21 protein-coding genes are annotated in these 23,316 nt (G+C 61.7%); 9 read left to right on the top strand and 12 right to left on the bottom strand.

All coding sequences use genetic code 11. The annotated features are described in order from the left end of the window. Positions 1-94: 94 nt before the first annotated feature. Together OO306_RS24585 and OO306_RS24590 are read right to left on the bottom strand one after the other, a co-directional pair. A complete protein-coding gene (locus OO306_RS24585) occupies positions 95-397 on the bottom strand; it encodes a cell division protein ZapA (RefSeq protein WP_027594303.1) in 303 nt (100 codons plus the stop codon). Continuing rightward, positions 394-624, bottom strand: coding sequence for a hypothetical protein (locus OO306_RS24590; RefSeq protein WP_265970127.1), 231 nt, complete (start codon positions 622-624; stop codon positions 394-396). The genes OO306_RS24585 and OO306_RS24590 overlap by 4 nt, the downstream gene beginning before the upstream one ends. Before the next feature lie 278 nt (positions 625-902). Between OO306_RS24590 and OO306_RS24595 the strand changes: the two genes are divergently transcribed. Together OO306_RS24595 and OO306_RS24600 are read left to right on the top strand one after the other, a co-directional pair. Next, positions 903-2,528, top strand: coding sequence for a methyl-accepting chemotaxis protein (locus OO306_RS24595; protein ID WP_252826461.1), 1,626 nt, complete (start codon positions 903-905; stop codon positions 2,526-2,528). 196 nt (positions 2,529-2,724) lie between these two features. Then, positions 2,725-3,180, top strand: coding sequence for a transposase (locus OO306_RS24600; protein WP_265970128.1), 456 nt, complete (start codon positions 2,725-2,727; stop codon positions 3,178-3,180). A gap of 290 nt (positions 3,181-3,470) precedes the next feature. On the opposite strand, the gene gbcB is transcribed toward OO306_RS24600, so the two are convergent. After that, entirely contained in the window at positions 3,471-4,571 is a 1,101-nt protein-coding gene (gene gbcB / locus OO306_RS24605) for a glycine-betaine demethylase subunit GbcB (RefSeq protein ID WP_027594300.1), read from the bottom strand. A gap of 295 nt (positions 4,572-4,866) precedes the next feature. On the opposite strand from gbcB, the gene gbcA reads away from it, so the two are divergent. After that, positions 4,867-6,159: a glycine-betaine demethylase subunit GbcA gene (gene gbcA, locus OO306_RS24610; protein WP_027594299.1), complete on the top strand. Its 1,293-nt coding sequence runs from the start codon at positions 4,867-4,869 to the stop codon at positions 6,157-6,159. 154 nt (positions 6,160-6,313) lie between these two features. Here gbcA and OO306_RS24615 read toward each other — a convergent pair whose 3' ends face one another. From OO306_RS24615 to OO306_RS24645, 7 genes are all read right to left on the bottom strand, one after another. After that, positions 6,314-7,201 (bottom strand): RHS repeat-associated core domain-containing protein, encoded by an 888-nt coding sequence (locus OO306_RS24615; RefSeq protein WP_265970129.1) that lies wholly within the window; start codon positions 7,199-7,201, stop codon positions 6,314-6,316. 490 nt (positions 7,202-7,691) lie between these two features. Further along, the gene (locus OO306_RS24620; RefSeq protein ID WP_265970130.1) at positions 7,692-8,462 is read right to left on the bottom strand and encodes an electron transfer flavoprotein subunit beta; all 771 of its coding nucleotides are present in this window, start codon (positions 8,460-8,462) and stop codon (positions 7,692-7,694) included. 10 nt (positions 8,463-8,472) lie between these two features. Then, positions 8,473-9,705, bottom strand: a complete 1,233-nt coding sequence (locus OO306_RS24625) for an electron transfer flavoprotein subunit alpha/FixB family protein (RefSeq protein ID WP_085273836.1) — start codon at positions 9,703-9,705, stop codon at positions 8,473-8,475. Continuing rightward, positions 9,705-11,657 carry a dimethylglycine demethylation protein DgcB gene (gene dgcB / locus OO306_RS24630; RefSeq protein ID WP_265970131.1) on the bottom strand — a complete coding sequence of 651 codons (1,953 nt, stop codon included), beginning with the start codon at positions 11,655-11,657 and terminating at the stop codon, positions 9,705-9,707. The genes OO306_RS24625 and dgcB overlap by 1 nt, the downstream gene beginning before the upstream one ends. A gap of 178 nt (positions 11,658-11,835) precedes the next feature. Then, complete coding sequence (gene dgcA / locus OO306_RS24635; protein WP_027594294.1) at positions 11,836-13,896, bottom strand: dimethylglycine demethylation protein DgcA; 2,061 nt, start codon at positions 13,894-13,896, stop codon at positions 11,836-11,838. Positions 13,897-13,911: 15 nt separating this feature from the next. Beyond that, positions 13,912-14,442: a DUF5943 domain-containing protein gene (locus OO306_RS24640; RefSeq protein ID WP_027594293.1), complete on the bottom strand. Its 531-nt coding sequence runs from the start codon at positions 14,440-14,442 to the stop codon at positions 13,912-13,914. A 77-nt stretch (positions 14,443-14,519) separates the two neighbouring features. After that, on the bottom strand, positions 14,520-15,497 hold the full coding sequence (locus OO306_RS24645) for a dipeptidase (protein ID WP_027594292.1): 978 nt from the start codon (positions 15,495-15,497) through the stop codon (positions 14,520-14,522). A gap of 285 nt (positions 15,498-15,782) precedes the next feature. On the opposite strand from OO306_RS24645, the gene OO306_RS24650 reads away from it, so the two are divergent. Beyond that, entirely contained in the window at positions 15,783-16,184 is a 402-nt protein-coding gene (locus OO306_RS24650) for a lysozyme inhibitor LprI family protein (protein WP_027594291.1), read from the top strand. Between the two features lie 154 nt (positions 16,185-16,338). On the opposite strand, the gene OO306_RS24655 is transcribed toward OO306_RS24650, so the two are convergent. Beyond that, entirely contained in the window at positions 16,339-17,283 is a 945-nt protein-coding gene (locus OO306_RS24655; protein WP_027594290.1) for a GlxA family transcriptional regulator, read from the bottom strand. Positions 17,284-17,430: 147 nt separating this feature from the next. Here OO306_RS24655 and choX point away from each other — a divergent pair, with 147 nt between their 5' ends. The 4 genes from choX (at position 17,431) to OO306_RS24675 (ending at position 20,845) form a co-directional block, all read left to right on the top strand. After that, positions 17,431-18,375, top strand: a complete 945-nt coding sequence (gene choX, locus OO306_RS24660) for a choline ABC transporter substrate-binding protein (RefSeq protein ID WP_099428110.1) — start codon at positions 17,431-17,433, stop codon at positions 18,373-18,375. A gap of 121 nt (positions 18,376-18,496) precedes the next feature. Beyond that, complete coding sequence (locus tag OO306_RS24665; RefSeq protein WP_099428109.1) at positions 18,497-19,381, top strand: 3-keto-5-aminohexanoate cleavage protein; 885 nt, start codon at positions 18,497-18,499, stop codon at positions 19,379-19,381. A 17-nt stretch (positions 19,382-19,398) separates the two neighbouring features. Next, the gene (locus tag OO306_RS24670; protein ID WP_265970132.1) at positions 19,399-20,364 is read left to right on the top strand and encodes an L-carnitine dehydrogenase; all 966 of its coding nucleotides are present in this window, start codon (positions 19,399-19,401) and stop codon (positions 20,362-20,364) included. Positions 20,365-20,374: 10 nt separating this feature from the next. Further along, positions 20,375-20,845 carry a thioesterase family protein gene (locus tag OO306_RS24675; protein WP_265970133.1) on the top strand — a complete coding sequence of 157 codons (471 nt, stop codon included), beginning with the start codon at positions 20,375-20,377 and terminating at the stop codon, positions 20,843-20,845. A 63-nt stretch (positions 20,846-20,908) separates the two neighbouring features. Here OO306_RS24675 and OO306_RS24680 read toward each other — a convergent pair whose 3' ends face one another. Then, the gene (locus OO306_RS24680) at positions 20,909-22,495 is read right to left on the bottom strand and encodes a M12 family metallo-peptidase (protein WP_265970134.1); all 1,587 of its coding nucleotides are present in this window, start codon (positions 22,493-22,495) and stop codon (positions 20,909-20,911) included. Between the two features lie 371 nt (positions 22,496-22,866). Between OO306_RS24680 and OO306_RS24685 the strand changes: the two genes are divergently transcribed. Next, complete coding sequence (locus OO306_RS24685) at positions 22,867-23,124, top strand: hypothetical protein (RefSeq protein ID WP_027594285.1); 258 nt, start codon at positions 22,867-22,869, stop codon at positions 23,122-23,124. Positions 23,125-23,316: the final 192 nt, after the last annotated feature.

A 23,316-nucleotide genomic window follows, 5' to 3' on the forward strand; every position in this document is an offset into this window, starting at 1 on the left:
CTGCGAAGAGGCCGGTGACAGCAGCGGAAATCACTGCGTTTTCACCGGCCTCTTCGCAGCACAAGGCTGCTCCTACAAGGGATCGCGGAGTGCTTTATTGTTCGGCGATAGTCCGAACGATCGCGTCCACCGTGGCGTCGATCTGCGCCTGGGTACGCGCCAGCGTCTGCTGATGCTCTTTTTGCAGCTCAACCTGCTTGGAACACAGGTTCAGGGCCGCCAGCACCAGCAGCTTGTCACCGATCAGGGTCGGGTACGAACGCTTGGTCTCGGCCAGGGCGGTGTTCAGCATCCGCACCGCCTGGGCCAGGGTTTCTTCCTGGCCTTCGGGCGCCTTGATCGAATAGTCGCTGCCGAGGATCGACACGACATTGACCGGCTGCGCTTGCAGACTCATGCGTTGACGACACCCGCATTGGCGCGGTCAACCAGCGCCTGGATGCGCGCGGCGGTAGCGCCGTTCTTCTCTTCCTGCTCCATCAGCGACAGCTGCAGGGTCTCGTTTTCTTCCTTGGCCTGGGCCAATTGCTGACCCAGGGTAGAGTTCTGCTCGGTGAGTTGAGCGTTTTTCTGCATCAGGTCGCTGACCAGTTGCTCGATTTGATTCAGGGAGGCTTCCAGCATGGGGTCTATCTCAGGTTGTTGCAAAGGCCGCACACGATAAAGAAAAGCGTGAGTCCTCGCCATTAAATATCGGATTCTTAAGGTTTCTAACCCGCAGATTGACAGGGTAAGCGCCCGCTTGTTCCGACCTGGATCAACCGCCGGTCAGGAAAAGGTTAGCGCGCTCACAATTTTCACCGGTCTCGCTCAAGACTGACCAGTCACGACCGATAGCCAGGCAAGTCATATTTCGTCGCCATCCCCTGCGACCTCTTCCCCTTGCCTGGATTACGCCCCTCATGTCCCTACGCAACATGAATATCGCCCCGCGCGCGCTGCTCGGCTTCGCGCTGATCGGCCTGTTGATGCTCGGCCTCGGCATCTTCTCGCTGATGCAGATGGGCAACATCCGCCAGGCCGGCGTTGCCATCGAAAGCATCAGCGTGCCCAGCATCAAGACGCTGGACGAACTTACTGCGCTGAACCTGCGCATGCGCACCCTTTCCTATCGCCTGCTGCTCAACCGCGACCCAGAGACGCAGCGCGACACCCTCAACCTGCTGGACCAACGCAACACCCAGATCGACCAGGCGCGCCGTGCCTACGAGCCCATGATCGGCGCACGCGACGAGCAAGCGGCTTACGATCAATACAGCCAACTGCTCAATCAGTACCGCCAGCTGGAGGCGCGCATGCGCAGCCTGAGCCAGGCGGACCGCACCGACGAATTGCGCGACCTGCTCAACCGCGACCTGCTGGCCAACTCCGAGCAGATCAACAAGGTCATGGACACCTTGGTGCGCATCAACACCGACCAGACCCGCGCCACCAATGAAACGGCTGCCAGCCAGTACGCCTCTGCCTTCGCCCTGGTGATTGGCCTGTTGATCGCAGCCACGGTGCTGACCCTGCTGTGCGCCTTCCTGCTGACCCGCAGTATCGTCAAACCGATCGAAGAGGCGCTCAAATGCGCCGAGCAGGTGGCCGACGGCGACCTCACCCACGTCATCCGTGCCGAAGGCACCGACGAAGCCGCACGCCTGCTGCGCGCCATGGCCCGCATGCAGGAGAAACTGCGCGACACCCTGCAATTGATTGCCGGTTCGGCAACCCAACTGGCCTCGGCGGCGGAAGAGCTCAACAGCGTCACCGACGAAAGCGCCCGTGGCTTGCAGCAGCAGAACAACGAAATCGAGCAGGCCGCCACCGCAGTCACCGAGATGACCAGCGCCGTGGAAGAAGTAGCGCGCAATGCGGTCAGCACCTCGGAGGCCTCTGGTGAAGCCAGCCGTTCGGCCGGCGACGGGCGCGACCTGGTACTGGAGACCGTCGGCGCCATCGAGCGCATGAGCGGTGATGTGCAGGCCACTGCCACGCTGATCACTCACCTGGCCGAGCAGTCGCGTGACATCGGCAAAGTGCTGGATGTGATTCGCGGCCTGGCCGACCAGACCAACCTGCTAGCGCTCAATGCCGCGATCGAAGCGGCCCGTGCCGGTGAGGCAGGCCGCGGCTTTGCCGTGGTGGCGGATGAAGTGCGGGCATTGGCCCATCGTACCCAGCAGTCGACCAGCGAAATCGAGCGGATGATCGGCAGCATCCAGGGCGGGACCGAAGAGGCGGTGGAGTCGATGCGCACCAGCACCGAACGTGCCGCGTCGACCTTGAATATCGCCCGGGGTGCGGGCATGGCGCTGGACACCATTGCGGGTGCGGTGGCGCAGATCAACGAGCGTAACCTGGTGATTGCCAGTGCTGCCGAAGAGCAGGCCCAGGTGGCCCGCGAGGTGGACCGCAACCTGGTGAATATCAATGACCTGTCGGTGCAGAGCGCGACCGGGGCGCATCAGACCAGCGCGGCGAGTGCCGAGTTGTCGCGGTTGGCGGTGGATTTGAATGGGCTGGTAGCGCGCTTCCGTACCTGACCTGCGGCCCCTTTCACGGGGCAAGCCCGCTCCCACAGGTTCTGCGCAAGCCTGAAATATGCGGTGAACCTGTGGGAGCGGGCTGGCCCCGCGAAAGGGCCGGCACTGCCCCCCAACATCCAGCAACCATTTCCAGTCTCAGGCCACTACCCGCTAACCTAGTGTTTCACCTGAATCTTATTTCAGGGAGCCTCACATGGACCGTGCCCAATCCCACCTACTGCGCCGTGGCCGTTTTTCTCAGCCGGGCGGGATATACCTGCTGACCACGGTCACTCTTGAACGCAAGCGGATCTTCACTCAACTGCAGTTTGCCCGAGGCGTGATCCAGCAACTGAGACAGGCCGAGCTCGATGGGCATTGCCAATCCTTGGCCTGGGTAGTAATGCCTGACCATGTGCATTGGCTGATCGAATTGCGAAGTGGCACGTTGTACTGCCTGATGCGCAGGTTCAAGTCGCGCAGCAGTCATGCGCTTTATCAGCGGGGTATGCGGCGCGAAAAGATATGGCAGCCGGGCTATCAGGACCGGGCTTTGCGCCGGGAGGAGACTGTGCTGCAAATGGCGAGGTACATCGTTGCCAACCCCATAAGAGCAGGGCTTGTAGACCGTGCTGGCGATTATCCACATTGGGATGCTGTGTGGATCTGATGGCCCCTTCGCGGGGCAAGCCCGCTCCCACAAAAATCACCGTAACCCTCAAGCCTGCGGTGAACCTGTGGGAGCGGCCCCTTGGATCTCCCACAAGTCCCCGCAACCCTCATGCCTGCGGTGAACCTGTGGGAGCGGCCTTGTGCCGCGAATGGGCCGCAAAGCGGCCCCTTTGGATCTCCCACAAGTCCCCACAACCCTCAAGCCTGCGGTGAACCTGTGGGAGCGGCCTTGCCGAGGCGTCGGACCGGCCGCGAATGGGCCGCAGAGCGGCCCCTTTGATCTACGGATCAGTAATCGATCCGCACATCCCCTTTCGGCACACTGCAGCACGACAGGATGTACCCCTCGGCCTCGTCTTCCTCGGTAATCCCGCCGTTGTGTTCCATCTCCACCTCGCCACCCAGCTTGAGCACCTTGCATGTCCCGCAAATGCCCATGCCGCAAGCCTTGGGGATCATCAGCCCAACTTTCGCCGCCGCCGCATGCACGGTCTCGCCCGGGGCGATGCGGATGCTCTTCTCACTGCCAATGAACTCCACCAGGTTGAGGTCCGAAACATCCACTTCCGGTGCATCCGCGGCCTGCTCGGCATGCTCCACAGCATCGGCCTTGGCTTCTGCGGGCGTCGCGCCGAACGATTCTTCGTGGTAGTTCTTCATGTCGAAGCCGACGGCTTCCAGCATGCGTTTGACCGCGGTCATGTACGGCGTCGGGCCGCAACAGAACACCGTGCGCTCCATATAGTCGGGCGCGATCAGTTCCATCAGGCGCTGATTCAGGTACCCGCGGTAACCCGCCCACGGCTCGCCCAGCCCGTGCTTCTCGCAAATGATGTGCAAGCTGAAGTTGGGGATGCGCGAGGCCATCTGTTCCAGCTCGCGGTGGAAGATGATGTCTTTCGGCGAACGGGCGCTGTGCACGAACACCATGTCGACATTGGCGTTGGTGTCGTAAAACCAACGCGCCATCGACATCACCGGGGTAATACCGACACCGCCCGAGAGGTACAGCACCTTGCCCGACGGGAAGTCGATGGCGTTGAACAACCCCACCGGCCCGTGCACGGGCAGTTCGGCGCCTTCGTGCATGGTGTCGTGCAGGTAGTTGGAGACATGCCCGCCCGGCACCCGCTTGACGGTGATCGAGAAGCTGTAAGGCACCGACGGCGAACTGGAGATGGTGTAGGAGCGCATCACCGGCTTGCCTTCGATCTCAAGCTCCAGGGTGACGAACTGCCCTGGCTTGAAGAAGAACATGATCGGTTGGTCGGCCATGAAGCAGAAGGTGCGCACGTCCCAGGTCTCCTGGATGACCTTGACGCAGCGCACGATGTGGCGGCCGTTGGCCCAGGTCTGGGTGGTGACCGGATTGAGGAAGGTATCGGACATGTTCATCTCCAGCAGCCGACTATTGGCCTTTTTATGGCGTCGATAATGCGCAAGCTGAAGGCGACGTACATTCCTGCCTGCGACATCGGCGTACTTATCGCGACCAGCCCCATGCTACAAGGGCTGTGGCGTCGTTATTCAAATCGGCCATGTCGCCCATGGATACGGTTCACGACGCCTTCGGACGCACACTCCACGGCAAAAGAACCTGCTGTTTTTTTAACGACAGCCTTGCGGCACCACAACAATGATTAGCCACCTTTTGCCGGCCGCACACGGCCCCGAGGACCACACGATGGACGTCACCGCAACCCTGAGCCTGGGCGATCCACTGGAAGCAGCACGCAAGGCCACCGCCGAGATGCTGCAAACCCGCGAGCGCACCTACTCGCTGCCCCAGCCTTTCTACACCGACGAGCGTCTGTTCCAGATCGACATGCAGGAGATCTTCCACAAAGAGTGGCTGATCGCCGGCATGACTTGCGAGATTCCGGCCAAAGGCAACTTCATCACCCTGCAGATCGGCAAGAACCCGATCATCGTCATCCGTGGCGCCGAAGGTAAGGTGCATGCCTTCCACAACGTCTGCCGCCACCGCGGCTCGCGCCTGTGCACCAGCGACAAGGGCAAGGTGGCCAAGCTGGTCTGCCATTACCACCAGTGGACCTACGAGCTTGACGGCCGCCTGCTGTTCGCCGGCACCGAAATGGGCGCCGACTTCGACATGAAGGAATACGGCCTCAAGCCTGTGAACGTGAAGGTCGCGGGGGGTTACATCTTCATCAGCCTGGCGGAAAACCCGCCAGCCATCGACGAGTTCCTGGCCACTTTGGACCATTACATGGAACCGTACGACATGGAGAACACCAAGATCGCGGTGCAGACCCAGTTGCTAGAGAAGGCCAACTGGAAGCTGGTACTGGAAAACAACCGCGAGTGCTACCACTGCAGCGGCTCGCACCCCGAGCTGCTGAAGACCCTGCTTGAATGGGACGACACCAACGACCCGCGTGCCAGCCAGGAATTCAAGGACCACGTGGCCGCCTCTGCCGCTGCCTGGGACGCCGAGAAAATCCCGTACCTGCACAAGAGCCATGGCCTGCGTAACCGCATCGTGCGCATGCCGCTGCTCAAGGGCACCGTGTCGATGACCATGGACGGCAAGCAGGCCTGCCAGAAGCTGATGGGCCGCATCAAGAACCCGGACCTCGGCTCGATGCGCATCCTGCACCTGCCGCACTCGTGGAACCACTGCATGGGCGATCACATGATCGTCTTCACCGTGTGGCCAATCAGCGCCCAGGAGACCTTGGTCACCACCAAGTGGCTGGTGCACAAGGACGCGGTCGAAGGCGTCGACTACGACCCTGCGCAGATGCGCAAGGTGTGGGACGCCACCAACGACCAGGACCGCCGCCTGGCGGAAGAGAACCAGCGTGGGATCAACTCCACGGCGTACCAGCCAGGGCCGTACTCGAAGACTTATGAGTTTGGTGTGGTGAACTTCATCGACTGGTACAGCCAGCGGGTGCTGGAGAACCTGGGGGCGGAGCCAGCGCCGTATTTGAAGGAAGTGCAGGCGCAGTAAGTTGATACAAGCCCGGGTGGCAGCAGATGCGGCTGCCTGGGCGACCGTCGCGACGTTCGCCGCAGAAGGCCAGCGCACGGCCACCTGAACGACGTGAGTCTGCATAGGGTGAACAAGCCCCATTCAAGTGCTCATGCTCAGGCATTGACGATACTCACAACTCGTTATGCTGAGTGAACCTCCCATCCCTAACCTCGATGTTTTTCTCGCCCGCGTTCCACCATTTGAATTTCCGATACACAGCACGCGCGGCATCCCCTACTGCACTGGCTACGCTTGCAATCCCGCGTGCCACTGATCGCGCTGCGCCAACAATTAGATCGGCGTTTGTAGACTCATAGACGCCCCGCGCCAGAGCTTGGCCAGGTCTGCGCCCTGCGGCTCTAGACTGATTCACCCAGCGAATCGCTGCCCTACCTTCGTAGACCACAGTTGCCGAACCTACCAACACACCAGACACGAGGTTCGCGGTCGTAGCTTGTTGATTGAACATCGCTGCACGAGAGGGATCCATCATTGCGCGTGCCGTGAAGTAACGTGCGGCCAGCCCAGCACTGCCGCCTAGGGTCAATGCATTTGCTATGGCGCGATCAGTGAAGGCCTGCAAGCGGGTGACGGCTTGAGCAGGAGGAATGGCATGGCGGCTGGCACTGAAGCTGACTGCTGCGGCGATCGTTGTCGCGTTGCCAACCCCGAAGATTGCTTGCACCACCCAGTCCAGCGGACCTCTCCCTGACGGATCACTACGATTGACAGGATCACCGGCGCAATATGCATAGGCATTGAACCCGCCTAGGTCGAACGGGCTCAGCGTATCCGGGCTCAGGAAACGCAGCAGGCCAGGACTGTATGACCTGTAGCCGTTGCCGAGTAAGTAGCATCCGGAAGTTGAGTCATGACGTTCGCCTGCGAAGGCGGTGAACGGCCCAGCACCGAGTAGAGCGTACCCATATGGCGTGTAAGCCCTCATTTTCGAGCTTGCGCCTGACCCCATCAAGGCAGATCGCTGCATATCCGTCATCAACAACTGGGCACGGTTCATAGGTCGACTCACGTCTCGACAGGCGTGACGACGACTTTAATACCGGCGGGCACTTTCAGAAACTGTCAAAAATGCCAGGTCAAACTGTTCCAAGGCGCTTCTGCACTTTCCAACACCTTATTCACAGGTTCACCCACAGTGACGCCGTGCAGAAGCTCGCTCTTCCAAATAAAACTGTGGATAACGCCCAAGAACTTCTCTGTATGGCACTTATGCTCACTTTTTGATCAACCCAGCGTAAGCCCCGAGTTCCGCGCCTTGTAGCGAAGCGCAAACACTTTATCCACACCTTGGCGAACAGATTTCGTGGGTAAAATTCCTGCCCTGAATTGACCTTCCGGCATTTAACGTGGCCACCGAACCGGCCCTGTAGGAGCAGCCTTGTGCTGCGAAGAGGCCGGTGACAGCAGCGAAGATTCACTGTGCATTTACCGGCCTCTTCGCAGCACAAGGCTGCTCCAAAGTGCGCGCATGACGCACGGCAGATAACTCAGCGCAGGACCCCTTCCTCCACCAATAGCTTGAGGATTGCCTCGGCGCCCTCTTGCGGCGATACATCCTTGAGCACCTTGCCCCCGCCGCCACTGGCCTTGGCCGTTGCTGCCTTCATCCGGTCGGCACCGCTCTTGGCCTTGATCACTTTCAGGCGCTTGGGCCGTGGGCGGGCCGGTTGCAGCTCTGCCTCGGCCAGCAGGTCGTCTTCGACAATCGCCACGTTACGCGCTGCCAACACACCCCGCCGCGCCGGCCCGAACGCGCTCTGGCGTGGCTTGGGCGCGGCGTTATCCACAGTCGCCAACAACGGCAGGCGCACCTTCAGGCGACGCCGCTGCCCGCGTGGCAGTGCCTGCAGCACCTGGGCGATGCCATTTTCAATCGACTCCACTTCCGCCAGGCCCACGATCAACGGCCAGCCCAGCTTCTCGGCCAGCAGGAACGGCAACATGCCCGAACCTTCGCCCGTTTCGGCCTGAGTCCCGGTCAGCACCAGCTGGGCGCCAGCGTCGCGCAGGTAGTCGCCAAGCACGCCCAACACATCCGCCCCGGCTGGCTGTTCCAGTACGTCCAGGTGCTCCAGCCCCATGCCCAGATAGGCCCGCAGCGCCTCTTCCCGCGGGTCACCGGCATGCACCACCTGCAAGTTATCCCCAGCCAGCTGCAACCCCAGCTCCACGGCGCGGGCATCTTGCTCGGCGCGGCGCGCGCGGCCAGAGCTTGGGTGAGCACCGATGGAAACCAGGCTGATGACTTTCGTACTCATGCTCGTGCCCTTATGCCGCGTCGCGCTGGCCGCCGCTGCGGAAGTTGTCCACAGCTTCGATCAGCGCCTTGAGAATCGCCGAACTGTCGCCAATCACCGACAGGTCAGCCCGTTTGATCATGTCGCAGCCAGGGTCCATGTTGATCGCCACCACCTTGTCGCAGGCGCCGATGCCCTGCAGGTGCTGGATCGCGCCAGAGATACCCACAGCCACGTACACCCGTGCCGTGACCCAGGTACCGGTAGCACCGACCTGGCGGTTGCGCGGCATGAAGCCGTCGTCCACCGCCACCCGCGAGGCGCCTTCGGTGGCGCCGAGGGCCGCAGTTGCCTTGTGGTACAGGTCCCAGTCCTTGACGCCGTTACCGCCCGAAACGATGAACTCGGACTCGGCCATGGCAATGGTGGCCGGGTCCACGGCCACCGAGCCGAGGTCTTCGATACGCGACAGGCTGCGTGCGACGCTTGTGGACAACTCTACGGGCAGCGCTTCGTGACGGGTTTCGCTGACCGGTTCCGCACATTCTGCCGCAGCCAGGATCAACCGTGGCACGGCGCGTTGCAGGTCCTGTTGACCCGCGCCGGCGCGGCCGATGCATTGGCCGTCCTTAACCTGCCAAACCCGCGTCGCGGGCCGTTCGCCCAAGGCGGCACCGAAGCGCCGCCCCAGCTCGCCGCCGCCGGTGCGGCTGTCGGGCAGCAGCCAGTGGCGCGGCGTGAACTGGTTATCCACAGCCCGCAACCCCTGCACAAGTTGCTCCGGTGCATAACCCTCGAACGCTTCGCCTTCGATAACCAGCAGGCGGTCGACGCCGGCTGTGGAAAAGTTGCTTTCCTTGTGTTCACCAAAGACCACGGCCAACACTGCGCCGTCGTTGCCGGCCAGGCTATGGGCCAGGCCCAGCAGGTCGCGGTCGTGGCTGCTAAGGCGGCCACCGACCATGTCCGGCACCACGGCAATGTAGAACGCCGGCGCCGGCACCTGGTGCAGCGGCAACTGGACGGCCGCCGCCGCTGTGCGTCGCCCGCCGACCCCCGTGCCCTGCTGGGCACCGCTGCGGTCGATACGCTTGATGCCACTGGGGCCGATGAAACCGGCGGCGATGGCATGCGGGTTCTTGCGCATGAGGCCGTTGGGCCCCATCCAGCTGGTTTGTTGCGTCTGCATGGCCGCGTGCAACGGGTGCAGACGGTTACGGGCGATCCACTCGGCGCGTGGGTCGCGGCGGATGATGTCGCTCATCAGTGCACCTCCGCAGGTTCACGTTTAACCGTTGGCGACTTTGGGGCCGCAGGGGTTTCCTCTTCGATCAGCACATCGGCTACCAACTCGGCGAGGTCCTTGATCTGTGGGCGCGGTTCGACAACGCCCTCGAGCATCGCGGTGCACTGTGGGCAGCCCACTGCAACCAGCTCCGCCTGGGTCTCGCGAATGTCGTCCATGCGCATGTCGGGGATACGTTGCTTGCCGGGGATGTCGGTGATCGGCGCACCGCCGCCACCGCCACAGCAACGGGAACGGAAGCCCGAGCGTTCCATCTCGCGCACTTCGATACCCAACGCCTTGAGCACTTCACGGGGCGCTTCGTATTCACCGTTGTAACGGCCCAGGTAGCAAGGGTCGTGGTAAGTGACGCTGCCGCCCTTGTGCTGGCCGAGGTTCAACTTCTTGGCCGCGATCAGTTCGGCGATGTAGGTGCTGTGATGCTGCACCTGGTAATCCCCACCCAGCGCGCCGTACTCGTTTTTCAGCACATGGAAACTGTGCGGGTCGCAGGTGACGATGCGCTGGAACGTGTATTTGGCCAGGGTCTGGATATTGCGTTTGGCCAATTGCTGGAAGGTTGCTTCATCACCCAGGCGACGGGCCACGTCACCGCTGTCGCGTTCCTCCAGGCCAAGCACGGCAAAGTCCACACCCGAGGCCTTGAGCACTTTGACGAACGAGCGCAGGGTGCGCTGGTTGCGCATGTCGAAGGCGCCGTCGCCGACCCAGAACAGCACTTCGGTGGTTTTCACTTCCGACAGCAGTTTCAGGTTGAGGTCGGCCGCCCAGTTCATCCGCCCGCCTGGGGCGAAGCCGCCTGGGTTGTCGGTGGCGATCAGGTTTTCCAGTACTTCCGCGCCTTTGTTCGGGGTCGCGCCCTTCTCCAGGGTGAGGTGGCGGCGCATGTCGACGATGGCATCGACGTGCTCGATCATCATCGGGCATTCCTCGACGCAGGCACGGCAGGTGGTGCACGACCACAGCGTTTCGGCGTCGACCAGGCCGTTGACGATCGGCTGGTGCGGGTGGCCGCCATGTTCGCCGATCGGCTTGCCCGGGTACGGGCTGCCAGCAAACTTGGCGTCGGTGCCACCGGCCAGGCCGATGACCATGTCTTGAATCAGTTTTTTCGGGTTCAGCGGCTGGCCAGCGGCATAGGCCGGGCACATGGCTTCACATTTACCGCACTGCACGCAGGCATCGAACCCGAGCAGCTGGTTCCAGGTGAAGTCCACCGGTTTTTCCACGCCCAGCGGCGCATTCGGGTCTTCCAGGTCCAGCGGCTTGAGGCCGGTGGAGCGGCCGCCACCGAAACGTTCGGCGCGGCGGTGCCAGGCCAGGTGCAAGGCACCGGCGAAGGCGTGTTTCATCGGGCCGCCCCAGGTCATGCCGAAGAACAGCTCCGACACGCCCCACAGCACACCCAGGCCAAGCACACCGACCATCACCCAGCCACCGGTGTTGGCGGGCAGAATGCCGGCGACCGGCAAGGTGGCGATGAAGAAGCTTGCAGCAAACACCAGCAGGCTTTTCGGCAGGCGCATCCACGGGCCCTTGGACAGGCGCGCAGGTGGGTTAAGGCGGCGTTTGAAGACAAAGATCGCACCGGTGAACATGATCACCGTGGCGACCAGCAGCGCGTAGCCCAGGATCTTGCTCTGCAGGCCGAAGCCGTGCACCAGGATCGCCAAGGCCGCCGACAGTACAAAGCCGCCCGCCGTGGCGACGTGGGTCTTGGACATGTACTTGTCGCGTTCGACCACGTGGTGCAGGTCGACCAGGTAGCGTCGCGGCATGGCCAGCAGGCCGCCGATCAAATTGACCTTGGACGCTCGGCCACGCCGCCACATGCGCACCCGGCGCAGGGCGCCGAGCACCGCCAGGCCAAGGGCAGCGAACAGCAGAATGGGTATAAGGGTGTTCAACATGGGAGGCTCCCACAACAGCTGGATTCTTGCGCCGCCTTTGAGGACGAGACTGGCCCCTTGTGGGAGCGGGTTTACCCGCGAATGCGTCCGGTCAGGCAACGGCGTTGTCAGAGCTGACGCATTCGCGGGTAAACCCGCTCCCACAGAGGCCGCGCTCAGTGGCGGCGACTGTTAACGATCAGAAGTCCTTGCACAGGCGCAAGGCGTCGTAGATCGCCGCATGCACATTGCGCTGGGCCACGCAGTCACCGATGCGGTACAGCAGGTAGCCCTCGCCCGGCTGGCTGAGGATCGGCTGCGGCTTGATGGCAAACAGCGCCTCCACATCGATCTGGCCCTTGTTGCGCGAGCCATCCTTCAGCGCGTAGTACAGCTCCTCGTCAGGGCGCACGCCGTTCTCGATCACCACCTGATCGACCACGCGTTCTTCCTTGGCACCGGTGTATTCGTTCTCCAGCACCGCCACCAGCTTGTCGCCTTCGCGGTAGACCTTTTCCAGCATCATGTCGCCGGTCATGATCACTTCTTTGGGGTACATGCTGCGGTAGTAGGTCGGGAAGGTCGTGCCGCCCATGGCCACGCCCGGCTTGATGTCGTCGGTGACGATTTCGACCTGGCTGCCCTTGTCGGCAATGTAGTCCGCCGTCGACATGCCGGTGAACTCGCAGATGGTGTCGTACACCAGCACGTTCTTGCCCGGCGCAACCTTGCCATCGAGCACGTCCCAGCTGCTGACCACCAGCCCTTCGGCCGCGCCCCAGTGCTCGTTCTGCTCGACGAACGGATGGCCGCCCACCGCCAGCACGATGACGTCTGGGCGCAGGTCCTGGATCGCGTCCACGCTGGCAGCGGTGCCCAAGCGCAGGTCGACTTTCAGGCGTGCCAGTTCCAGTTGGTACCAGCGGGTGATACCGGCGATCTGGTCGCGCTGCGGTGCCTTGGCGGCGATGGTGATCTGCCCGCCGATCTGGTCTTTCTTCTCGAACAGGGTCACGTCGTGGCCGCGCTCGGCCGCTACGCGGGCGGCTTCCATGCCGGCAGGGCCGGCGCCAACCACCACCACCTTGCGTTTGACGCCAGTGGTCTTCTCGATGATGTGCGGCACGCCCATGTATTCACGGGAGGTCGCGGCGTTCTGGATGCACAGTACATCCAGGCCTTGGTACTGGCGGTCGATGCAGTAGTTGGCACCGACGCACTGTTTGATCTGGTCGATCTGCCCCATCTTGATCTTGGCGATCAGGTGCGGGTCAGCCATGTGCGCGCGGGTCATGCCGACCATGTCGACATAGCCGCCTTCGAGGATGCGCGTAGCCTGGTTGGGGTCTTTGATGTTCTGCGCGTGCAGCACCGGGACCTTGACCACTTCCTTGATGCCGGCCGCCAGGTGCAGGAACGGCTCCGGCGGGTAGCTCATGTTCGGGATAACGTTGGCCAGGGTGTTGTGGGTGTCGCAACCCGAGCCGACCACGCCGATGAAGTCGAGCATGCCGGTCGCGTCGTAATAGGCGGCGATCTGCTTCATGTCCTCGTGGCTCAGGCCATCGGGGTGGAATTCGTCGCCGCAGATACGCATGCCCACGCAGAAGTCGTCACCGACCTCGGCGCGCACCGCCTTGAGCACTTCCATGCCGAACTTCATGCGGCCTTCGAACGTACCGCCCCATTCGTCGGTACGCTTGTTGACCCGCGGGCTCCAGAACTGGTCGATCATGTGCTGGTGCACGGCCGACAGTTCGACGCCGTCCAGGCCGCCTTCTTTGGCACGACGCGCAGCCTGCGCGTAGTTGCCGATCACCCGCCAGATCTCTTCCACCTCGATGGTTTTGCAGGTGGCGCGGTGCACGGGTTCACGGATACCCGACGGCGACATCAGGGTCGGCCAGTTGAAGCCGTCCCAACGCGAGCGACGGCCCATGTGGGTAATCTGGATCATGATCTTGGCGCCATGCTTGTGCATGGCGTCGGCCAGGTTCTGGAAGTGCGGAATGATGCGGTCGGTCGACAGGTTGACCGACGCCCACCACTCTTGCGGGCTGTCGATGGCGACCACGGACGAGCCGCCGCAGATCGCCAGGCCGATGCCGCCCTTGGCCTTCTCTTCGTAGTACTTCACATAGCGGTCGGTCGTCATGCCGCCGTCAGTGGCGTAGACCTCGGCGTGCGCGGTGCTGAGCACGCGGTTGCGGATGGTCAGTTTGCCGATCTGGATCGGCTGGAACATTGCTTCGAATGCCATGACGCTATCTCCGGCTTACAACGGCTTTGTAACGAACAGGCCATCTTCGTGGCCTTCTTCCGACCCGCCATAGACCTGCTCGGCCACGGTGCGGATCTTGCTGCCACGGGCAGCGAGAATCTGGTCCATTGCGCCGGCGAACCAGCCGGTGAACATGTAGTCGACCTTGCGGCCAACCTTGCCGTACACGTAGACGAAGGCGGAGTGCTTGAGCTTGACGCTGCAGGTGCCTTTGTCCAGGTCGATGTCCTGGATCTCGAACAGGCCCCAGCCACGCTGGGACAGGCGCTTCATGTAATGCTCGAACACCGCCACGCCTTCCAGGCCATGGCACTCGGCTTCTTTTTCACACCAGTGCCAGGCCGACTTGTAGCCCGCCTTGTAGAGGATCTCGGCATAGGCGTCGGCGCCCAGCACTTCCTCGATACCGATGTGGTTGTTAACGAAGAAATGGCGTGGCACGTACAGCATCGGCAAGGCGTCGCTGGTCCAGACACCGGTCTCACTGTCGACTTCGATTGGCAATTGCGGGGCGATCTTGGCCATGGAAACTCAACTCCATAAAATTTTTTATTGGGATGCCCCGGCGTTGCTGGCAGGGGCTTTCAGGCTTGGAGAGCGGCTTACTCGCCCCAGACATCCTTGAGGACGTTTACCCAGTTCTCGCCCATGATCTTGCGCACCACACGCTCGGAGTGGCCGCGCTTGAGCAAGGTCTCGGTGAGGTTGGGGAACTCGCCAACGGTGCGAATGCCCAGCGGGTTGATGATCTTGCCGAAGTTGGTCAGGCGACGGGCGTAGCCCTTGTCGTGGGTCAGGTATTCGAAGAAGTCCTGGCCGTGGCCCTGGGTGAAGTCGGTGCCGATGCCGATGGCGTCTTCACCAACGATGTTCATGGTGTATTCGATGGCTTCGGCGTAGTCGTCGATGGTCGAATCGATGCCCTTGGCCAGGAACGGCGCAAACATGGTCACGCCAACGAAGCCGCCGTGGTCGGCGATGAATTTCAGCTCTTCGTCCGACTTGTTGCGCGGGTGCTCCTTGAGCCCCGACGGCAGGCAGTGGGAGTAGCAGACCGGCTTCTTCGATTCGAGGATGACTTCTTCAGAAGTCTTGGAGCCCACGTGGGACAGGTCGCACATGATGCCGACGCGGTTCATTTCGGCGACGATCTCGCGGCCGAAGCCCGACAGGCCGCCGTCACGCTCGTAGCAACCGGTGCCGACCAGGTTCTGGGTGTTGTAGCACATCTGCACGATGCCCACGCCCAACTGCTTGAACACGTCCACGTAGGCGATCTGGTCTTCGAACGCGTGGGCGTTCTGGAAGCCGAAGAGGATGCCGGTCTTGCCCAGTTCTTTCGCCTTGCGGATGTCGGCGGTGGTGCGCACCGGCATGACCAGGTCGCTGTTGTCGCGGATCAGCTTCTGGCTGGAGGCGATCTGGTCGACCGTGGCCTTGAACCCTTCCCAGACCGACACCGTGCAGTTGGCCGCAGTCAGGCCGCCTTTGCGCATGTCTTCGAACAGCTCGCGGTTCCATTTGGCAATGATCAAACCGTCGATGACGATGCTGTCGGCGTGTAATTCGGCTGGGCTCATCAGGCTGTCCCCTTTTATTGAGTTGGGTCACGCCGAACGTTGTGCCGGCGCTTTGGGGCCAGCATATGCCTGTGCCCCGAGGCGCCCCGATGCAAAAACGACAGGGGGTTTGCCGAAAGCGTCAATGCGCGACAACAGGCCCTCTGCGACGCTATCTGGCGATGAGAGACAGTCTCGATAACGACATTTTGCTCGCTTTCATGAACATTTCGTCAGGGAGCTACCGCGTTGCCTTCGGCTGAGCGAGAATCCCTGCGATTCGTCAGCCTGTTGAGGAGATAAAGGATGAAATCAATGGCATGCCTGGTACTGCTGGCCGTCGTGTCGGGCGCCCAGGCCGGCGAGGAAGAAAGCACCCCGTGCGACAACGTCGAGACCGACCAACAGACGTACGCGTGCGCGGCCTTCAACAAGCAGACGGCCGAGCGGGAGCTGAAGTCGGCTTACGATGACTTGATCCAGCGCATTCGCGACCAGTATGCCGACGAAGCCGACCAGGCCAATGCCTTGGTGGGGCGCATGGAGGCGGCGGAAAAACTCTGGGCCCAGTTGCGCGATGCCGATTGCAAGGTCGAGACCTTTGCCGAGAAGCCTGGCAGCAAGGCGTTCGAGGCGGCGTGGGGCACCTGTGTGGCGCAGCGCAGTGATGACCGGTCGGAGTACCTGCAGTCTATCGGGCAGCAGTAAACATCGACTAGCAACGCCATCCTCTGTAGGAGCGGCCTTGCGTCGCGAAAGGGTCGCGTAGCGGCCCACAAGATCTCCATAGCAGCATAGATTTTGGGGCCGCTACGCGACCCTTTCGCGACGCAAGGCCGCTCCTACAAAGATCAGCGCCCGGTCAAACCGCCCGGGCTAATCTGTCCTCCCGCGGGCACCGCTGATACCGCGCCCGGTAACAGCGGGTAAAGTACGACGCCGACTCAAACCCACACGCAACCCCCACCTCCAGCACACTCATGTCGGTCTGGCGCAACAACTGCCGCGCCTTGTCCAACCGCAGCCGCAGGTAAAACCCGCTGGGCGTGTCGTCCAGGTGTAGCCGAAACAGCCGCTCCAGCTGCCGCCGCGTTACCTGCACCGCATCGGCCAGCACTTGGGTATTCAAAGGCTGTTCGGTATTGCGCTCCATCTCGCCAATCACTTTCACCAGCTTCTTGTTGCTGATGCCATAGCGGCTGGCGATCTGCATGCGCTGGTGGTCTTGTCGCGGGCGGATACGCCCGAGCACGAACTGCTCCGACACCTGCACCGCCAGCTCACTCCCATGGGCTTGCGCAATCAGGTCGAGCATCAGGTCGATCGAGGCGGTGCCGCCCGCGCAGGTGATGCGCCGCCGGTCGATTTCGAACAACTCTTGGGTCGCCTGCAAACCTGGGTAGTTTTCCTTGAACGCTTCAAGCGCCTCCCAGTGCACGGTCGCGCGGTGGCCGTCGAGCAACCCCGCCTCGGCCAGCACCACCGCCCCGGTATCGATGCCACCCAGTATCACCCCGTCATGATCGAGACGACGCAGCGCCTGCTGCAGCGGCGGCCCATAACAAGCCAAAGGCTCGAAGCCGGCGACGATCAGCAAAATGCCCCCCGCCTCGCCCGCGCCCAATGCCGCATCGGCGTTCACCGACATCCCATTGCTGGCCTGCACCGCGCCGCCATCCAGGCTCAGCACCTGCCAGCGATACGACGGGCCCTTGAAGCGGTTGGCCACACGCAGCGGCTCCAGGGCACTGATAAAGCCCATGGCCGAGAAGCCGGGCAACAACAGGAAATGAATGATCTGCGGCATTGCTGTGCTCCACAGTGAAGGTGGTCGCCTGGGTGCAAGTGTTGGTCGCCAGGGTGCGATTTTCCACCCCGACAGCAGCGTAGCGTGTTCACACGGTCCAGAGAGACCGATCCCCATAACAATATGCACTGCCGATGGAGAGCCACCATGCACAGCTTGATCCGCCGCAGCCTGTTGACCCTTGCCGTGAGCAGCATCGTCTCTACCCCGCTTCTAGCCGCCGAGCCCGCCGCCTGCCAGAACGTGCGCCTGGGCGTGGTCAACTGGACCGACGTCATCGCCACCAGCGCCATGGCCCAGGTACTGCTCGACGGCCTGGGTTACCAGACCAAGCAGACCAGCGCTTCGCAGCAGATCATCTTTGCCGGCATCCGCGACAAACGCCTGGACATGTTCCTGGGTTACTGGAACCCGATCATGACCCAGACCATCACCCCGTTCATCGACGCCAAGCAGGTCAAGGTGCTCGACAAGCCGAGCCTGGAAGACGCCCGGGCGACCCTGGCAGTGCCAAAGTACCTGGCCGACAAGGGCTTGAAGACCTTCGCCGACATTCACAAGTTCGAAAAGGAACTGGGTGGGAAAATCTACGGCATCGAGCCCGGCTCGGGGGCCAATACCCAGATCAAGGCGATGATCGCCAAGAACCAGTTCGGCCTGGGCAAGTTCCAGCTGGTCGAGTCCAGCGAGGCCGGCATGCTCGCCGCGGTCGACCGTGCCGTGCGGCGCAAGGAGGCGGTGGTGTTCTTCGGCTGGGCGCCGCACCCCATGAACGTGAACATCGACATGGCCTACCTGGGCGACAGCCAGGACGCGCTCGGCCCTGACGAAGGCCGCGCCACGGTGTGGACGGTCACCGCGCCGGACTACGCCGAACGATGCCCCAACGCTCACCGCCTGCTGGCCAACCTGAATTTCAGCGCCGAGGACGAGAGCCGCATGATGCAGCCGCTGCTCGACCACAAAGACGCGCTGGAGTCGGCCCGCCAGTGGCTCAAGGACCACCCCGAGGACAAGGCCCGCTGGCTTGAAGGGGTGACCACCTTCGATGGCAAGCCCGCTGCGGACAACCTCAAGCTGACCGCCAACTGATCCGGCCTCTTCGCGGGTAAACCCGCTCCCACAGGTACAGCGCATGCCAGGGACATCACGATCCCCTGTGGGAGCGGGTTTACCCGCGAAAAGGCCAGAACCGACATCACAAGGAACCGCCATGAACCACGACGTCATCATCACCTGCGCCCTCACCGGTGCCGGCGACACCGCCTCCAAAAGCCACCTGGTCCCAGTCACCCCCCAGCAGATCGCCGAAGCCGCCGTCGAAGCCGCCAAAGCCGGCGCCACCGTGGTCCACTGCCACGTCCGCGACCCGCAAACCGGCCGCTTCAGCCGCGACGTGAACCTGTACCGCGAAGTCATGGAACGCATCCGCGAAGCCGACGTGGACATCATCGTCAACCTCACCGCCGGCATGGGCGGCGACCTGGAAATCGGCCCAGGCGAAACGCCCCTGGAATTCGGCCCAGGCACCGACCTGATCGGCCCGCTGGAGCGCCTGGCCCACGTCGAAGCGCTGCTGCCAGAAATCTGCACCCTCGACTGCGGCACCCTCAACTTCGGCGACGGCAATTCGATCTACGTCTCCACCCCGGCCCAACTGCGCGCCGGTGCCAAGCGCATCACCGAGCTGGGCGTAAAAGCCGAGCTGGAAATCTTCGACACCGGCCACCTGTGGTTCGCCAAGCAGATGATCAAGGAAGGCCTGCTCGACGACCCGCTGTTCCAGCTGTGCCTGGGCATCCCATGGGGCGCGCCGGCCGACACCACCACCATGAAGGCCATGGTCGACAACCTGCCCGCCAACGTCACCTGGGCCGGCTTCGGCATCGGCCGCATGCAGATGCCCATGGCCGCGCAGGCCGTGCTGCTGGGCGGCAACGTGCGCGTCGGCCTGGAAGACAACCTGTACCTGGACCGTGGCGTGCTGGCCAGCAACGGCCAGCTGGTCGAGCGCGCCGTGGAGATCATCTCCCGCCTCGGCGCCCGCGTGCTGACCCCGGCCGAGGGCCGGGAAAAAATGAACCTCAAACGCCGCTGATCCCACAGGAGACCGCTATGCCTTTCATCACCAAGATCAAGACCTTCGCCGCCCTGGGTAGTGGCGTGATCGGCAGCGGCTGGGTCGCTCGCGCCCTCGCCCACGGCTTGGATGTCGTCGCCTGGGACCCAGCCCCCGGCGCCGAGCAGGCCCTGCGCAAGCGCATCGCCAACGCCTGGCCGGCGCTGGAAAAACAAGGCCTGGCGCCAGGCGCTTCGCCACAACGTTTGACCTTCGTCAGCACCATCGAAGCCTGCGTGCGTGACGCCGACTTCATCCAGGAAAGCGCGCCAGAGCGCCTGGACCTCAAGCTCGACCTGCACGCGAAGATCAGCGCTGCGGCCAAGCCTGATGCGATCATCGGCTCCAGCACCTCGGGCCTGTTGCCTAGTGAATTCTACGAGTCATCCACCCACCCTGAACGTTGCGTGGTTGGCCACCCCTTCAACCCGGTCTACCTGCTGCCGCTGGTCGAAATCGTCGGCGGCAAGCGCACCTCGCCAGAGGCCATCGACGCGGCAAAAACCATCTACACCGCCCTCGGCATGCGCCCGCTGCATGTGCGCAAGGAGGTCCCCGGCTTCATTGCCGACCGCCTGCTCGAAGCGCTGTGGCGCGAGGCGCTGCACCTGGTCAACGACGGCGTGGCGACCACCGGCGAGATCGACGATGCGATCCGTTTTGGTGCTGGCCTGCGCTGGTCGTTCATGGGCACCTTCCTCACCTATACCCTCGCCGGTGGCGATGCCGGCATGCGCCACTTCATGTCGCAATTCGGCCCGGCGCTGAAACTGCCCTGGACCTACTTGCCAGCCCCCGAGTTGACCGACAAGCTGATCGACGATGTTGTGGACGGCACCTCGGACCAACTGGGCGATCGCAGCATTGCGGCGCTGGAGCGCTACCGTGATGACACCCTGCTGGCAGTGCTGGACGCGGTGAAAACCAGCAAGGCCAAGCACGGCATGGCCTTTGGCGATTAAGGAGACTGCAATGCCCGCACTGATCACCTACCGCACCCCGGTCCAGGAGGACTGGGTGGATTACAACGGGCACCTGCGCGATGCCTATTACCTGCTGATTTTCAGCTATGCCACCGATGCATTGATGGAGCGTATCGGCCTGGATGCCGACAGCCGCGGGCAAAGTGGGCATTCCCTGTTCACCTTGGAGGCGCACATCAACTACCTGCACGAAGTGAAGCTGGGTACCGAGGTGTGGGTGCAGACGCAGATCATCGGTTTTGATCACAAGCGCTTGCATGTTTATCACAGCCTGCATCGGGCCGACTTCGATGAAGTGCTGGCCGCCAGTGAACAAATGTTGTTGCATGTGGACCTGGCGGGGCCTAAATCGGTGCCATTTGCCCAGAGGACCGAAACTGAGCTGGATAGCCTCCTGCGCTCACAAGAGGACCTAACGTTACCGGATCACCTTGGTAGAGCAATGCGCCTTGCCCGATAATGGTTGCCCTGCATTCAGGCGCAACCGCTGGATGCAAGGCAACACCCGCTACTGCAAATCACGTCACTCGTCACTTTTCACTTGTGTCAGCAAGTCATTGGCACGCCCACCCCATATGCGAGTTACGCCAGCTGGAAATTGCGGAGCAGCATTCATTGTGGGAATACTTAGCTCGCCAGTATAAGTTCTGCTCCAGATATTCGTCTTAGACACACCCTCTGGCAAAAGCTCAATAGCCAGCCCCGGTACTACACCGCTAATTCGCAGTGAAGACACCTTGCGATTCCATCCACTGCCGCACTGGCTCGGTAGATAAGTAGTTTGCCCGCCTTGATGCATGATGACGCACGCCTGGCCTTGGTAGTTTTCATGTTCATACAAGGTGAATGTCACTACGTGAGGATAAAAATTTTCGACTATTTCTCGGCGCTCATTCATTGCTCTAGCAACATCATGGTTCGCAACCGTACCCAGTGCTTGCCCTTGATAACTCAAGCGTGGATTGGAGAAGAACATTTGCCTAGGGCAGGCCGGACTGCAATCGTAAGCCATCTGTGTGCGGAACCTGAGGGAGCCCGACGCAGGTTTATACTGATATCCATGCGTGTAGGTATTACTTCCACCGTTCCAGCTATGGGTCATACCAAAGTTGTGACCGATCTCGTGCGACAATGAAGAGATGCAATAGATTGCCGAAAAGCCTAAATTTTTTGCTGGACCCAGTTTACCGCCACCACACAGCTCGCTATTGGCCACTAACATCGAGACGAGATCAGCGCGCACCCGATCCCGCTCAGCTTTCACCTCCGGCATGCGGTACGTCAGATCATTGAGAAGCGTGACAAAATCTTTCCCGGTCTCATCGTGATTCGCGTCCATAAAACCGGCTAATTCATACGTTATAGCGACCTGGCTATTTTTTGCGATCTGATTGACATCCTGCAAGCCAAGGGTCAGCGCGGCACGGTAGTTTGGATTCTTAGCACGGGACTGATGGGTAGTGACAAACAGCAACCTGATCGTACTGTGTGCTGATTTCGGCGGTAGGTTGGTCTTGATTGTCGATACTTCATTTGCACGCCCCTTTGGATCCTGACTGTCCTCAGGCGGCAACTTCGAACTGTCAATTTTTATTAACGCATGCTGTCTGCCTCCGAGGTATTCCAGTTGATAGCGCTGGTCATCCACGATCAAGTTACCGACCAACTGGGTTCCGTGGCGCACGATCGACAGGTAATAGCGAGGGTCAAAATCGATCTCAGCAGGTGAAGGGTTATTCAGCTTCCACGCTGAAGGTTTATAGCCCACCCAGCCTTCGTAACCACCGGCCATTGAAGTAAAGTCGCGCACGTTGAATTGGGCTGTTTTACCATCGGGCAATGTCACTGCCAAATGCTGAGTGCTGTTGTTGATCAGCTCCGCATTGGCGTCAACCAGCGTAATTTCCTCGTTAGCCGGGTTCGCCAACAGGGTCGCCAGATACCCCGTGGCTGTTTTCTGCAGCGTACTGCGATCTGGAGTGGGTTCAAGCGTGAACAGTTGCGTGACCGCGCTTGAAGTGCCGCTCTCTAGCGGTGTCGATGACGAGCAAGCCGCGAGCAACGCGCACCCTGCTATGACGAGCCATGCCCTATAGGCAGATATTTTCATAATCCCGCTCCACTGGAAGTCCATCGCCTCTAGCAGAGCAGGTAACACGCAGGCTAGTCACCTGGCAGAAATGTCAGGTAGCGGCATGGAAAACAGCGAAGTATGGGCAAAAAATAACCCCGGAAAGCCGTGAGCATCCGGGGCCAAGAGCGAGCAACATCCACTGTGCACGAGCGAGGGTGACCAAACCCTCCGTTGCGGCAGATGGCTTGAGTGTGCTCACTTCAGGGCCGGGTGATTTAGCCGTAAACGACCTGTTCTTAGCCAAAGCAGCCATTGCGACATTCTGCCCTTGCGGGCATGTCGCGGTGGACACAGAATCGGTCGTAAATCACAGCAGCACTCGCTTAGCGATAAAAGGGACAACAGCCATGATGCATGCGGATTTGATTGACCAGGACGACCTCGCCGGCCACCTGCGCGCGCGCGGTTTCGACATCCCCGCCGGGGCCAGCGCCGAGCAGGCCTGCGAGGCGGTGGTGCGTGGGCTGACCGAGCCCAATGCAAAGGCGCTGAAGGGCATGGTCGAGCAGATGTATACCGGCAGCGCGACGATATTGCCGGCGGTGCGCCAGGCGATCGACAAACAGCTTTTGCCTGCGCTGGCGCAGTTCAGCAAGCGCACCTGACTGATTAATCCTGCACCGGCCTCTTCGCGGGTAAACCCGCTCCCACAGGTTCAGCAGAGCCTTCGAAGGCTGTGAGCCCAGGTTCAGCAGAGCCTGCAAAGGCTGTGAGCCCAGGTTCAGCAGAGCCTGCAAAGGCTGTGAGCCCAGGTTCAGCAGAGCCTGCAAAGGCTGTGAGCCCAGGTTCAGCAGAGC

It is taken from the genome of Pseudomonas sp. DCB_AW (genome assembly GCF_026240895.1).
GTDB lineage: Bacteria > Pseudomonadota > Gammaproteobacteria > Pseudomonadales > Pseudomonadaceae > Aquipseudomonas > Aquipseudomonas kermanshahensis.